Origin of the sequence: Pseudomonas sp. ML96 (assembly GCF_000761545.1) — a bacterium.
Taxonomy (GTDB): domain Bacteria; phylum Pseudomonadota; class Gammaproteobacteria; order Pseudomonadales; family Pseudomonadaceae; genus Aquipseudomonas.
In genome coordinates, this window is record NZ_JPMY01000011.1 from 127,271 (window position 1) to 140,846 (window position 13,576).

The 13,576-nt window shown below is 66.9% G+C and carries 11 protein-coding genes; 5 read left to right on the forward strand and 6 right to left on the reverse strand.

Annotation, left to right across the window (positions count from 1 at the left end; genetic code table 11):
* Positions 1–102 precede the first annotated feature (102 nt).
* From IP89_RS09380 to IP89_RS09395, 4 genes are read left to right on the forward strand one after another with little or no spacing between them, the layout of a single operon-like run.
* Positions 103–1,119, forward strand: coding sequence for an ABC transporter permease subunit (locus tag IP89_RS09380; RefSeq protein ID WP_043309178.1), 1,017 nt, complete (start codon positions 103–105; stop codon positions 1,117–1,119).
* On the forward strand, positions 1,116–2,027 hold the full coding sequence (locus IP89_RS09385) for an ABC transporter permease subunit (protein WP_043309179.1): 912 nt from the start codon (positions 1,116–1,118) through the stop codon (positions 2,025–2,027). The genes IP89_RS09380 and IP89_RS09385 overlap by 4 nt, the downstream gene beginning before the upstream one ends.
* Before the next feature lie 11 nt (positions 2,028–2,038).
* Positions 2,039–3,013 (forward strand): ABC transporter ATP-binding protein, encoded by a 975-nt coding sequence (locus IP89_RS09390; RefSeq protein ID WP_043309180.1) that lies wholly within the window; start codon positions 2,039–2,041, stop codon positions 3,011–3,013.
* A complete protein-coding gene (locus IP89_RS09395) occupies positions 3,013–3,984 on the forward strand; it encodes a peptide ABC transporter ATP-binding protein (protein WP_043309181.1) in 972 nt (323 codons plus the stop codon). Before IP89_RS09390 ends, IP89_RS09395 begins: the two co-directional genes overlap by 1 nt.
* On the opposite strand, the gene IP89_RS09400 is transcribed toward IP89_RS09395, so the two are convergent.
* From IP89_RS09400 to IP89_RS09425, 6 genes are all read right to left on the reverse strand, one after another.
* A complete protein-coding gene (locus tag IP89_RS09400) occupies positions 3,981–5,117 on the reverse strand; it encodes an ABC transporter substrate-binding protein (RefSeq protein ID WP_052081012.1) in 1,137 nt (378 codons plus the stop codon). The genes IP89_RS09395 and IP89_RS09400 overlap by 4 nt on opposite strands.
* A gap of 124 nt (positions 5,118–5,241) precedes the next feature.
* Complete coding sequence (locus IP89_RS09405) at positions 5,242–6,162, reverse strand: biotin-dependent carboxyltransferase family protein (protein ID WP_043309182.1); 921 nt, start codon at positions 6,160–6,162, stop codon at positions 5,242–5,244.
* Positions 6,159–6,833 (reverse strand): 5-oxoprolinase subunit PxpB, encoded by a 675-nt coding sequence (pxpB, locus tag IP89_RS09410; protein ID WP_043309183.1) that lies wholly within the window; start codon positions 6,831–6,833, stop codon positions 6,159–6,161. The genes IP89_RS09405 and pxpB overlap by 4 nt, the downstream gene beginning before the upstream one ends.
* Positions 6,830–7,576, reverse strand: coding sequence for a 5-oxoprolinase subunit PxpA (locus IP89_RS09415; protein WP_043309184.1), 747 nt, complete (start codon positions 7,574–7,576; stop codon positions 6,830–6,832). Before IP89_RS09415 ends, pxpB begins: the two co-directional genes overlap by 4 nt.
* An 81-nt stretch (positions 7,577–7,657) precedes the next feature.
* Positions 7,658–10,198, reverse strand: coding sequence for a sulfite reductase flavoprotein subunit alpha (locus IP89_RS09420; protein WP_043309185.1), 2,541 nt, complete (start codon positions 10,196–10,198; stop codon positions 7,658–7,660).
* Positions 10,199–10,359: 161 nt separating this feature from the next.
* The gene (locus IP89_RS09425; RefSeq protein WP_043309186.1) at positions 10,360–12,681 is read right to left on the reverse strand and encodes a TonB-dependent siderophore receptor; all 2,322 of its coding nucleotides are present in this window, start codon (positions 12,679–12,681) and stop codon (positions 10,360–10,362) included.
* A gap of 192 nt (positions 12,682–12,873) precedes the next feature.
* Between IP89_RS09425 and IP89_RS09430 the strand changes: the two genes are divergently transcribed.
* The gene (locus IP89_RS09430) at positions 12,874–13,554 is read left to right on the forward strand and encodes a Fe2+-dependent dioxygenase (RefSeq protein ID WP_043309187.1); all 681 of its coding nucleotides are present in this window, start codon (positions 12,874–12,876) and stop codon (positions 13,552–13,554) included.
* Positions 13,555–13,576: the final 22 nt, after the last annotated feature.

Below are 13,576 nucleotides of genomic sequence, written 5' to 3' on the forward strand. Positions count from 1 at the left end.
AGGGGCAACCAGGCAGCTACGAGTCGCCTACAACACCCTCACCCCGCCCTCTCCCAAAGGGAGAGGGAGTACCAACCTGATGATGCGGAGTACCACCACGCGATGCTGTCCTTTATCGCCCGACGCCTGGCGTTGCTGATCCCTACGTTCTTCGGCGTCACCCTGCTGACCTTCGCGCTGATCCGCCTGATCCCTGGCGATCCGGTGGAAGTGATGATGGGCGAGCGTCGGGTCGATCCGCAGATGCATGCCGAGGCCATGCACCGCCTGGGCCTGGACAAGCCGCTGCCGGCGCAATACCTGGACTACATCGGGCAACTGGCGCAGGGCGACCTGGGCCAGTCGCTGCGCACCCGCGAGGGCGTGTGGGACGAATTCATCACCCTGTTCCCGGCGACCCTGGAACTGTCCCTGGCCGCGCTGCTGTTCGCCGGCACGCTCGGAGTGATCGCCGGGGTGATCGCCGCGCTCAAGCGCGGCTCGCTGTTCGACCACGGGGTGATGGGCCTGTCGCTGACCGGCTACTCGATGCCGATCTTCTGGTGGGGCCTGCTGCTGATCATGTTCTTCTCGGTCTACCTGGGCTGGACGCCGGTGTCGGAGCGCATCGACCTGCTCTACGACATCGAACCCAAGACCGGCTTCATGCTGATCGACACGCTGCTCAGCGACGAGGAAGGCGCGTTCAAGGACGCCCTCATGCACCTGATCCTGCCGGCCATCGTGCTCGGCACCATTCCGCTGGCAGTGATCGCACGCATGACCCGCTCAGCCATGCTCGAAGTGCTCGGCGAGGACTACATGCGCACCGCCCGCGCCAAGGGCCTGTCGCCGGCGCGCGTGGTGTTCGTGCACGGCCTGCGCAACGCGCTGATCCCGGTGCTCACCGTGTTCGGCCTGCAGGTCGGCAGCCTGCTCGGCGGCGCCGTGCTGACCGAGACCATCTTCTCCTGGCCGGGCATCGGCAAGTGGCTGATCGAGGCCATCGGCGCGCGCGACTACCCGGTGGTGCAGAACGGAATCCTGCTGATCGCCTGCCTGGTGATCCTGGTCAACTTCGTCGTCGACATCCTCTATGGCCTGGTCAACCCACGCATTCGCCAGGGGGGCCGGACATGAGCCAGCAGGTGCACGACACCGCCCTAGACCAGGCGCTGCTCTACCCCTCGCCACTAAGGGAGTTCTGGCAGGCGTTCCGCCACAACAAGGGCGCCGTCGGCGGCCTGGTCTTCATCCTGCTGATCGTGTTCTGCGCGCTGTTTGCCCCCTGGGTCGCGCCGTTCGATCCCAGCGAGCAGTTCCGCGACGCTTTCCTCACCCCGCCGGCCTGGCTGGAAGGTGGCCAGGCGCGCTTCCTGTTCGGCACCGACGAGCTGGGACGCGACCTGCTCTCGCGGCTGATCCACGGCGCGCGCCTGTCGCTGCTGATCGGCCTGGCCTCGGTGGTGCTGTCGCTGATCCCCGGCGTGCTGCTGGGTCTGGTCGCCGGCTTCTTCCCGCGCCTGCTCGGCCCCTCGATCATGCGCTTGATGGACATCATGCTGGCCCTGCCCTCGCTGCTGCTGGCGGTGGCCATCGTCGCCATCCTCGGCCCCGGGCTGATCAACACGGTGATCGCCATCGCCATCGTCTCGCTGCCCTCCTACGTGCGCCTGACCCGTGCCGCGGTAATGGGCGAGCTGGGCCGCGACTACGTCACCGCCGCCAGGCTGGCCGGCGCCGGGCTGCCGCGGCTGATGTTCGTCACCGTGCTGCCCAACTGCATGGCACCGCTGATCGTGCAGGCCACCCTGAGCTTCTCCTCGGCCATCCTCGACGCCGCCGCCCTGGGCTTCCTCGGCCTCGGCGTGCAGCCGCCCACCCCCGAGTGGGGCACCATGCTGGCCTCGGCGCGCGACTACATCGAACGCGCCTGGTGGGTGGTAACGCTGCCGGGGCTGACCATCCTGCTCAGCGTGCTGGCGATCAACCTGATGGGCGACGGCCTGCGCGATGCGCTGGACCCAAAGCTGAAGCATGCGCAGTGAGGAGCCGCCCCATGAGTCTTCTCGAAATCAACAACCTCAGCGTGCGCTTCGGCGGCAACGACGCCGTGCCGGTGGTCGACGGACTTGACCTGGCCGTGGCCGAGGGCGAGGTACTGGCCATCGTCGGCGAGTCCGGCTCCGGCAAGTCGGTGACCATGCTGGCGCTGATGGGCCTGATCGACGCGCCCGGCATCGTCCGCGCCGACAGCCTGCGCTTCGCCGGCCACGACATGCTCGCCCTCAAGGGTCGCCAGCGGCGCAAGGTGATCGGCAAGGACCTGGCCATGGTGTTCCAGGACCCGATGACCGCGCTCAACCCCAGCTACACGGTGGGTTTCCAGATCGAGGAAGTGCTGCGCCAGCACCTCGGTCTCAAGGGCCGCGCCGCCCGTGCCCGTGCCCTGCAGCTGCTGGAACGGGTGGAGATTCCCGCTGCCGCCAGCCGCCTCGATGCTTACCCGCACCAGCTCTCCGGCGGCATGAGCCAGCGCGTGGCGATTGCCATGGCCATCGCTGCCGAACCCAAGCTGCTGATCGCCGACGAGCCGACCACGGCGCTGGACGTGACCATCCAGGCGCAGATCATGGAATTGCTGCTCGACCTGCAACGCAGCGAGGGCATGGGCCTGGTGCTGATCACCCACGACCTGGCGGTGGTCGCCGAGACCGCCCAGCGCGTGTGCGTGATGTACGCCGGGCAAGCGGTGGAGATTGGCAACGTGCCGGCGCTGTTCGACGCACCGACCCACCCCTATACGGAGGCGCTGCTCAAGGCCATCCCCGAGCACAGCCTGGGCGCCGCGCGCCTGGCCACCCTGCCCGGCATCGTCCCCGGCCGCTACGACCGCCCGGCCGGCTGCCTGCTGGCGCCACGCTGTCCCTACGCCCAGGCGCACTGCCGCGAACAGCGCCCGGCGCTGGAGGCGCATGCGCGTGGTGCGGTGCGCTGCTTCTACCCGTTGAATCTGAGCGCGGAGGTAGCCTGATGAGTATCGTCCTCGTGGCCCGCGAGCTGACCCGCCACTACGAAATCTCCCGAGGTCTGTTCAAGCCCAGTGCCCTGGTGCGCGCGCTCAACGGCGTGTCGTTCCAGTTGCAGGCCGGCAAGACCCTGGCGGTGGTCGGCGAGTCCGGCTGTGGCAAGTCGACCCTGGCCCGCGCCCTGACCCTGATCGAGCAGCCCAGCGCCGGCTCCCTGCAGATCGCCGGGCAGGAAGTCGCCACGGCCGACAAGGCCCAGCGCAAGCAGCTGCGCCGCGACGTGCAGATGGTGTTCCAGAACCCCTACGCCTCGCTCAACCCACGGCAGAAGGTAGGTGACCAGCTGGCCGAGCCGCTGCTGATCAACACGCCGCTGTCGCGCGCCGAGCGCCGCGAGAAAGTGCAGGCGATGATGCAGCAGGTCGGCCTGCGTCCCGAGCACTACCAGCGCTACCCGCACATGTTCTCCGGCGGCCAGCGCCAGCGCATCGCCCTGGCCCGCGCCATGATGCTGCAGCCCAAGGTGCTGGTGGCGGACGAGCCGACTTCGGCGCTGGACGTGTCGATCCAGGCCCAGGTGCTCAACCTGTTCATGGACCTGCAGGAGCAGTACGACACCGGCTATGTGTTCATCTCGCACAACCTGGCGGTGGTGCGCCACGTGGCCGACGAGGTGTTGGTGATGTATCTCGGCCGCCCGGTGGAGATGGGCCCGGCCGAGGCGATCTACCAGCGGCCGCTGCACCCCTATACCCGCGCCCTGCTCTCGGCCACGCCGAGCATCCATCCGGACCCGGCCAGGCCGAAGCTGAAGATCGCCGGCGAGCCGCCCAATCCGCTCGAGCCGCCCAGCGGCTGCGCCTTCCACCAGCGCTGCCCGCATGCGACCGAGCGTTGCCGCGCGGAGGTACCGCAACTGCGCCTGCTCGACGCGCGCCAGGTGTCTTGCCACCACGCCGAGCAGATCGCCGGCTAGCGCTCCACGGCCACCGGCACCGCGCGCCCACGCTCGATACGGGTGAGATAGACCGCGTCCGAGCCCTGGTGATCGTCGGGGCCAAAGCGCACAGGGAAGCCACCGACGTTGAGGTTCAGCGACTGCAGCGCCGTCACCAGACCGGAGCGGGTCGGTTGCGGCCCGGCCTTGCGCAATCCCTCGACCAGCACCGTGGCGGCAATATAGCCCTCCAGCGAGGCATAGCCGAGCGGGCCGCGCATGTCCTTCTGATAGGCACGCACCAGCGCCAGCGAGGTGTCGTCGGGCGCCGGCACCACCTGCGAGATATACACACCGTCGGCCCAGGCGCCCGCCTCGGCGATCAGGCCCTCGGTACCGACGAAGGAGACGCTGAAGAAGCGTGCCTGCATGCCTTGCGCATGGGCCTCGCGCAGCGCCCGCGCCAGCTGCCGGTAGGTGCCGACGAAGAAGATCGCCTCCGGCTCGGCCGCGCGCAGCTGGCGTACCGCATCCTCGACCTCCAGCGAGTTACGGCGAATGCGCGCCTCGCCATCCACCTGCAGGCCGCGCTCGTGCAGGGCTGCCGCCAGACCGCCCTTGACCGTCTCGCCGAAGGAGTCGTCCTGCATCAGCAGCGCCACGCGCTTGAGCTTCAGCTCTTCGGTCATGTGTTTGGCCAGCAGCTCGGCCTCGGCGAAGTAGGAGGCGCGCACGTTGAACACCCAGTGATGCAGCGGCGAGCGCAGCACCTCGGCGCCGGACAGGGGGAACAGATAAGGCACGCCGGCGGCCTGGGCGATCGGCATCGCGGCGCGTGAGGTCGGCGTGCCGACGTAGCCGAACAGGGCGAAGATGTCGCGCGAGTCGATCAGCTCCTCGGTCAGCCGCGCGGTGCGCGAAGGCTCGTAGCCGTCGTCGCGCAGCACCAGGGTCAGGCGCCGGCCATGTACGCCACCGGCGGCATTGACCCGGGTGAAGTAAGCCTGCGCGCCGACGCGCATCTCCTGGCCCAGGCCGGATGCCAGCCCGCTCTGGGCATTGACCATGCCCAGCAGCAGCTCGTCAGCCTCGCCCCCTGCCTCGGCCCGCGCCTGGGCTCCGCCCAGCAACACAGCAGAAACAGCAACACAGCACACCAGCTGTCGCAGCATCGTCACGCTCCAGTCCCGATTCTTCTTGTTCGCAGTGCCGGCGCACACTCAGGCGCGCGGCAGGCGGGATGCATGTGGCCAGCTTAGCCGCATTGCTCGACGGGGACACCTGAACGCGTGCGTGTCAGGCTCTGAAGAAGCGATAGAACTCGCGCAGATCGGCCTGAGCATCGCTGATGCTGACCTGGATGAAACGCAGGCTCTGGTGCGCCGCGCACTGGGCCAGGCGCCACTGGTCCAGCGGATGCAGCCAGCCAAGCAGCGGGTAGCCGCCCATGGTCTGCCGGTCGGCCTGCAGGATGATCGGCTGGCCGTCCGGCGGCACCTGGATCGCCCCACGGCTGACGCCCAGCGACCATTGCCGCGACGGCGGTGCCAGCGGCTCCCCAAGCAGGCGCGCGCCCATGCGGTCGGACTGCGGGCTGAGCTGCCAGCCCTGGGCGAAGAAGCTCTGTAGCTGTTCGGCGGCAAACTCCACCGCATCGCCGCCGGTGATCACCCGCAGCAGCGGCGTGGCCCGGTAGTCCGGGCGATAGGGCCAGGGCACGCTGGCGCCGCGCATTTCCGGAGCTGCCATGCATGGCAGCAGGTCGCCTGCGGCCAGGCGGCTGCCGCGTCCGTCCAGGCCGCCCAGTTCTTCGCGCACCTGGGTACTGACGCTGCCCAGCACTGCGGGCGCCGGGAAGCCGCCGACAGCCGCCAGGTACAGGCGTTGGCCACTGCGGGCGAAATCGATACGCAGGCGCTGGCCGGCACGCACGGCAAAGCGCGACCAGGCCGGCAGCGCCACATCATCCAGGCTCGCCTGCGCCTCGGCGCCGGTCAGCGCCAGGCAGGTGTCGACCTCGGCCAGCAGCTCCACGCCGCCCAGGGCGATCTCCAGCAGCGGCGTGCCCCAGGCATTGCCCAGCAGGCGATTGGCCCAGGCAGCCGCATGCATATCCTGCGCGCCGCTCGGCGACACACCCTGGTGCTGCCAACCATGCCGGCCGGCGTCCTGCAGCAGGCTCAGCGGCCCCGGTTTGAGTACGCGCAGACCGCTCACCGCGTGAGCTCCCGCCGGTAGGTCGCCTCATCGACAGGCACGAAACGCACCCGATCGCCCAGCGCCAGCGGGCACGGCGGCGTGCGCGTCGCCTCGAACAGGCGCCAGGGGCACAGGCCCAGCAGGTGCCAGCCACCAGGAGAGGCCTGTGGATAGATGGCGGTCTGCCGCTCGGCGATGGCCAGGCTGCCGGCCGGCACCTGGGTGCGCGGCGTGGCTCGGCGCGGCAGGGCCAGGCGCTCGTCCAGCTCACCCAGGTAGGCGAAGCCCGGTGCGAAGCCGATGGCGCCGACGCGGTACTCGCGCCCGGCGTGCAGCTCGATCACCTGTGCAATGGTCAGGTTGCAGGCGCGCGCCACCTCGGCCAGGTCGTCACCGGCATACCACAGCGGAATCTCGTGCAGCTGGCTGGCCGCCTGCGGCGCCGCAGCGTCCATCCAGGCCTCCAGCAGCGGCGCCAGGCGTTCGGCCAGTTGCAGGTGGTCGGTGCGCAGCAGGTCGTAGTGCAGCAGCAGGGTGTTCCAGGCCGGCACCAGGTCGAGCAGCAGCTCGCCAAGCTCGGCGCGAATGCGTGCGGCCAGGGCGGCGATGCGCAGCGGCAGCGCCTCGTCCGGACGCTCGGCCAGCACCAGCAGCAGCGCTTCGGCGCCGGCCGGCTCGAAGCGAATCACAGAGCGTCCAGTTGGGCTCGCAGGCGCCGCAGCACGGCCAGCGATTCGGCGTTGTCGCCGTGCACGCAGAGGCTGTCGGCGCGCAGTTGCAGGGGCTTGCCGTCGAGGTCGGCGAACGGCTCACCGGCAGCGATGGCCAAGGCCTGAGCGAGGATGCGCTCAGGGTCATGATGCACCGCACCGGCCAGGCGGCGTGGCGCCAGCTGGCCATCGGCGAGGTAGGCACGGTCGGCGAAGGCCTCGAACAGCAGCGGCACGCCAGCCGCCTCGGCCAGGCGCCTCTCGCGGGCGTTGTCGGCCAGGGCCAGAACCATCAGCGGCAATCCGGCCCGGTAGCTGGCGCAGGCGGCCAGCACCGCGACGAACAGCGCATCGTCACGCACCAGATCGTTGTACAGCGCGCCATGCGGTTTGACGTAGGCGAGTTCGGTGCCGGCGGCGCGGCAGAAGGCGTCCAGCGCGCCGAGCTGGTACAGCATCAGGGCCGTCACTTCCTCGGGGCTGCAATTCAGGTGGCGACGGCCGAAGCCCTGCAGGTCGGGATAGGACGGATGCGCACCGATGGCCACGCCGTGCTGCACGGCCAGGGCCACGCTGCGCTGCATGATCAGCGGGTCACCGGCGTGGAAGCCGCAGGCCAGGTTGGCCTGGTCCACCAGCGGCATGGCGTGTTCATCGTCGCCCATGCGCCAGGCACCGAAGCCCTCGCCCATGTCGCAGTTGAGAAGGATGCGTGTATTCATGCCGGCAGCTTAAGGCCGCCCCGCGCATTGGAAAAGACGAAAGGGGCCGCAGCCCCTTTCTCTCAACCACCATGCCGACACTCAGTACACGTCGCGGCGATAGCGCCCTTCTTCCACCAGCGTCTGTACCGCGTCGGCGCCGAGCAGATCGTGCAGCACCGCATCGACGCCGCCGGCCATGCCCTCCAGGCTACCGCAGACGTAGAGCGCGGCGCCGTCGTCCAGCCAGCGGCGCAGCTCCTCGGCCTGCTGGCGCAGCAGGTCCTGCACGTAGACCTTCTCCTGCTGGTCGCGCGAGAAGGCCAGGTCCAGGCGCTGCAGCTCGCCGCTGGCCAGCGCGGCATCCAGCTCGGCGCCGCAGTAGTAGTCATGCGCGCGGTTGCGCTCGCCGAACAGCAGCCAGTTGCGCGTCAGCCCGGCCACGCGGCGCGCGCGCAGCAACGCGCGCAGGCCAGCCAGGCCGGTACCGTTGCCGATCAGGATCAGCGGACGTTCGTCCTCGGGCAGGTGGAAACTGCCATTGCTGCGCAGGCGCGCCTGCAGCGCAGCGCCCACGCGCAGGTATTCGGTCAGCCAGCCGGAGCCCAGGCCCAGTTCGCCATCGCTGCGCCGTTCCTGACGGACGATCAGCTCCAGCACGCCATCGCTGGCCAGCGAGGCGATGGAGTATTCGCGCGAACCCAGCGGCGCCAGCGCCTCGACCAGTGCCTGCGCATGCAGGCCGACCAGATGGGCGAAGCTGTCCGGCAGCAGGCGCTCGCACAGCGCCTCGGCCAGGCTCAGCTGGCGGCCAGCCAGATCGACCGGCTGGGCGCCGTCGAGGTGATGCTGGGCCAGCCAGGCCTCGACCCGAGCACGCGGATGGCGCGGCAGGATTTCCAGAATGTCGCCGGCCAGCCAGCTCTGCCCGGCCGGCGGCTGCAGGCCGATCAGGTAGGTCGGCGCGCCCTGGCTGCCAGGGTTGAGCTGCGTGCGCCGGCTCAGGGTCCAGGCGCTCCACGGCGTTTCGCTGAAGGCCAGCGGCGCAGCGCCGGTCAGCGCGCCGAGCTGCTGCTGCCAGTGCTGCAGGGCCAGGCGGTCGTCGCCGTCGACCTCCACCGCGTCGAACAGGCTGCGCGCACCCTGACGACCGAGCCAGTCGTTGAGGCGGCGGGCGAAGCCGCAGAAGTGCTGGTACTGCCGATCACCCAGGGCCAGCACCGCGTAGCTCAGCTGCTCCAGCGCCAGGCTGCCACCGAGCAGTTTGCGTTCGAAGCCACGGGCGCTGTCCGGTGCCTCGCCGTCGCCGAAGGTACTGACCACGAACAGCGCGCGCTTGGCCTCGCCCAGATTGTCTTCATTCAGGCGCGCCAGCGGCTCCACCCGTACCGGCAGGCCAGCGGCCTGCAGTTGCCCGGCGGTCTGCCAGGCCAGTTGCTCGGCGAAGCCGCTCTGGCTGGCGAAGCCGATCAGCCAGGGCTCGCCCTCGCCCACCGCACCGGTGCTCAAGCGCGCGGCCTGTACCGCCTTCTTCTTGCGTCGGCGGTCGAGGTAGAGCAGCCAGCCAGTGATGAAGAACAGCGGCATGGCGGCGCTGGCCAGCATCATCAGGATGCGTCCGGTCAGGCCGAAGTATTCGCCGACGTGCAAGGCGTAGACGCTGGCCAGCAGCTGCGCCTTGAAGCTCAGGTCGTCGTAAAGCTGGTGCTGGCTGACCGCGCCGGTCTTCAGGTCGATCTGCAGCTGGTTGAAGGCGCGCACATGCTCGGCGCCTTCGCGCAGATAGGCCACCGAGCCCGGCTGGCCATCGACCGGTGGCAGGCGCAGGCTCCAGGCCACCATGTTCGGGCCGGCGGCCTGCTGCAGACCGTTCCACACGGCCGTGTAATCGACCTGCGGCGGCGGACCGGAGGGCTCGCCACGGCCGCCAGGACCACGGCCCTCGCCACGCTTGTGCTGCTGCGCGGCCGGCGCGTCGGAGAGCAGGCGGTTGAGGCCTTCGCGATACCAGTCGTAGGACCAGAACAGCCCGGTCAGGGCCACGCACAGGTAGAACAGCAACGCCCAGGTACCGGCCACCGCGTGCAGGTCCCAGTTGAAGCTGCGGCCCTTCTTGGCCCAGTCGAAGGTCAGCCAGGCACGCCAGCTGGCAGCCTGGCGCGGCCAGCGCAGGTAGATGCCGGACAGGCAGAAGAAGATCAGCGCCAGGGTGCTGGCCCCGGTCAGCTGGCCGCCGAAGTCGCCCATCGCCAGCCAGCGGTGCAGTTGCAGGACGAACTGGAAGAAGCCCTGGCCGGTCGGCTCGCCGAGCAGCTCGCCGGTGTAGGGGTCGAAGTAGCGTATCGGCCCGCGCCGCTCGCCCGGCGGCGGGGTGAGGAATACCAGCGCGGCATCGTCGCCCCGTGCATCCACCCACAGGCGGGTGACCTTGTCAGAGGTGGCCGCCTCGATCTTCGCCACCAGCTCGGCCGGCGCCAGCATGCCCTCCTCGCGCACCTGCACGCGCAGGGTGTCCGGGTTGAGCGCGCGCATGATCTCGCCCTCGAAGCTGTACAGCGCGCCGGTGATACCCATGATGGACAGCACCAGGCCGGCGGTGATGCCGAAGAACCAGTGCAGCTGGAAAAGCGTTTTTTTGAACACGTGCGAGAGTCCTGAACTTGAAGCCACCAAGGTGCAGCGATCTTAATTGAGAACGACTTCCAGAAAGCTGGCTTTACGCTTTCCTTACCTGCTGAAAGCACTTGCTGGAAACACAAAGACCCCACCCGAATCGACCGGGCGGGGCCTGCAATCACTTCAGATCAGAAGTGGAAGTTGGTGCTCAGCAGGGCGGTACGGCCGGCAGCCTGGTTGGCAAAGTGGGCGGAATACGCTTTGTCGTAATAGACCTCGTCGGTGAGGTTCTGCACGTTCAACTGCAGGTCGAGGTTCTTGCTCAGCTTGTAGGCCGCCATCGCGTCGTAGCGCCAGTAGGACGGCACGTACACCGAGTTGTTGTTGTCGCCGAACACATCGTCCACGTAGAAGGCGCCACCACCGATGGTCAGCTGCGGCAACACCTGATAGGTGGTCCACAGGCTGAAACTGTTCTTCGGCGTATTGGGCATCTCGTTACCCTTGGCCGCATTCACGATGCTAGTCACGACACCGCTACGGTTACCGACAGCACCTGGATCAACCAGCTCGCTGTCCAGATAGCTGTAGCCAGCGAACACCTGCCACTTGTCAGTGATCTTGCCACTAGCAGTCAGCTCGATGCCGTCGACACGGGTCTTGCCGGCGTTCTCGTAGGTGTAGTTGCTCACCAGAACCCGAGTGTTTTCCTTCTCGGTACGGAAGATTGCAGCGGTCAGCGACAGGCGCTCATCCAGCAGATCCCACTTGGTACCCAGCTCATAGTTGGTGGTCTCTTCCGGCTCCAGATCACTGACGATGCTGGTCGGCGTGCCACTGGAGGTCGGCAAGCTGTTGCCTTCGTTACCCTCACCCAGCATGGCTCCCGGCGGGGTCGCAGAGGTGGCGTAGGAAGCATAGACACTGCCGTTGCTGGCCGGCTTCCACACCACACCCACCTGGTAATTGACGAACTCGGAGGTGTCAGAAGCCTTGAAGGTGGTAGCACCCGAGGCCGCCTTGGTCTTGGAATCGGTCTGGAAGTTGTCGTAGCGCAGGCCCAGATTGAGGATCCATTGCGGGTCCAGTTCGATGCTGTCGAAGGCATAGAGAGCACGGGTATCACCGGTGGTCACGGTGCCCGCGTAGTTGCGCGCGATGCTGCCAGCCCATGGATCATCCGGATTGGGGTTGCTCAGCGAAGTACAGTTGTAGCCACTACCTATGCCGACAGTGCCTGAGTTACAGGTTGTGGTGACCGGTACGGTACTCGGGGTGGTGTCGGTATTCACCGTGTAGCTACTGCGGTCCGATTCCTCGCGAGAGAGTTCGATACCGGTGGAGAAGTTGTTCTTGAAACCGGCCAGTTGGAACTCGCCGAACAGGTCCGTCTGGTTGGTGGTAGTGGTGGTGTTCGCTACACGACTGTTGGCCCGGCGCCATACGGTGCCATTGCGCACGTTGCCCTGGCTGTCATCCGGTTGAGTAAGGATGTAGTCCTGCATGCTGTTGCCGTGACGCAGGGTATTTTTGATCGTCAGCGCGTCGTTCAGGTCGTGCTCGATGGCAATGGTCGCGATGTCAGTGCGGGTCTTGCGGAAGTCGCGACTGGTCAGACCGTAGAAGTTGCTGCTGTCGCCACCGTCGACGGGTTTATCCGGGCTTGCTGCAGTGTGGGTGGTACCCACCGAGTAGCCATACGGCATACCTGAGTCCGGCAGGTCATCGCTTTCCATGTGATAGAAGTCGAGATTCAGTCGGGTGTCGGTGCCCAGGCCGAAGGCCAGCGACGGAGCGATGCCCCAGCGGTCGTAGTTAACCTTATCGCGCCCAGCCACATTGCTCTCGTGGCTCATCAGGTTGAGACGGCCTGCAGCGGTCTCGGTGAACTGATAGTTGCCGTCCAGGGTGTAGCGCTGGGTCTGGTCAGAGCCCCAGGTGAAACCGCCGTCGAAGGAGTTGCCCTGATGGGCTTTCTTGGTCACCAGATTGAGGCTACCACCCGCCGAGCCACGGCCACCGAAAGACGAGTTCGGCCCCTTGCTCACCTCGATGGACTCGATAGCGAAGATCTCGCGAGTCTGAGCGCCGGTATCACGCACACCATCCAGGTAGGTATCGGCCTGGGCATCGAAGCCGCGAATGAACGGGCGGTCCCCCTGAGGGTTACCACCCTCGCCGGCACCCATGGTGATTCCTGGAACGGTGCGCAGCGCATCCTGCAGGGAGAGAGCCGCGGTGTCCTTGATCACCTGCTGCGGCACTACGGTGACCGAGCGAGGAGTGTCGATCAGTGGCGCGGTGTACTTCGGAGACTCGGCGCGCTGAACCTGATAGTTCTCCTCGCCATCCGCTTCATCGACCACATTGGTGGCCTCCAGCTCAACCGTACTCCGGGTATTTGCTGGAGCTTCTGCAGCATGCACAGCCGATGAAGTGGCCATGGCCATACCAACTGCAGTCACCAGCAGACGTGGTGCGCTGATCGGATCCAGTGTCGAAGCGGACATCGTGTTCCCTCCCCAGGGAAATTGAAGGCCGCGAAATGTAACTGGATGCGACAGCATCAGCAATTGAGATTCATTGGCATTCGAGGTTATTTACAGAATTTACGCCTCTCTCCCGAGGACATTGATCTTGGGCTAACCACACATCGAATGAGATACAATATCATTCGCTCTTTCCCGTCGATTGGTTCCGTTATGCTCCTGCACATCCCCCAGGTTTTCTCCCGTGATGAAGTCCTGCGTATCCGCACAGCCCTGGAAGCGGCGAAATGGCTCGACGGGCGCATCACCGCGGGTTACCAATCGGCACGCGCCAAGCACAACCAGCAGTTGGCCGAGGATGATCCGCTGGCCAGAGAGGTTGCCGAAGCCATGCTGCAGCGCCTCTGGCAACACCCGCTGTTCATGTCAGCCGCGCTGCCACACAAGGTCTTCCCGCCGCTATTCAACCGCTACTGCGCGGGAGGCTCGTTCGACTTCCACATCGACAATGCCATCCGCCAGGCCAAAGGCAGTCTGGAGCGAGTGCGCACCGACCTGTCCTCGACCCTGTTCTTCAGTGACCCCGACGACTATGACGGCGGCGAATTGGTGATTCAGGACACCTACGGCACCCAGCGGGTCAAGTTCGCCGCAGGCGACTTGGTGCTCTACCCAGCAACCAGCCTGCACAAGGTCGAGCCGGTAACCCGGGGCGAGCGTCTTGCCTCGTTTTTCTGGACGCAGAGCCTGGTGCGTGACGATGGCCAGCGCACATTGTTGTTCGAAATGGATCAGGCCATTCAGCAGCTCACCCGCGATATTCCCGACCACCCCGCGCTGATTCAGCTCACTGGCAACTATCACAATCTGCTGCGCCGCTGGGCCGAGGTGTGACTGGTGAAGGCCACGCTCAGCA

Bases quoted from the DNA above. Each gene is read 5' to 3' on its own strand.
- IP89_RS09400 (WP_052081012.1), bottom strand. From the start codon at position 5,117: ATGCTGCGACAGCTGGTGTGCTGTGTTGCTGTTTCTGCTGTGTTGCTG.
- IP89_RS09385 (WP_043309179.1), top strand. From the start codon at position 1,116: ATGAGCCAGCAGGTGCACGACACCGCCCTAGACCAGGCGCTGCTCTAC.
- IP89_RS09415 (WP_043309184.1), bottom strand. From the start codon at position 7,576: ATGAATACACGCATCCTTCTCAACTGCGACATGGGCGAGGGCTTCGGT.
- IP89_RS09425 (WP_043309186.1), bottom strand. From the start codon at position 12,681: ATGTCCGCTTCGACACTGGATCCGATCAGCGCACCACGTCTGCTGGTG.
- IP89_RS09430 (WP_043309187.1), top strand. From the start codon at position 12,874: ATGCTCCTGCACATCCCCCAGGTTTTCTCCCGTGATGAAGTCCTGCGT.
- IP89_RS09390 (WP_043309180.1), top strand. From the start codon at position 2,039: ATGAGTCTTCTCGAAATCAACAACCTCAGCGTGCGCTTCGGCGGCAAC.
- IP89_RS09380 (WP_043309178.1), top strand. From the start codon at position 103: ATGCTGTCCTTTATCGCCCGACGCCTGGCGTTGCTGATCCCTACGTTC.
- IP89_RS09395 (WP_043309181.1), top strand. From the start codon at position 3,013: ATGAGTATCGTCCTCGTGGCCCGCGAGCTGACCCGCCACTACGAAATC.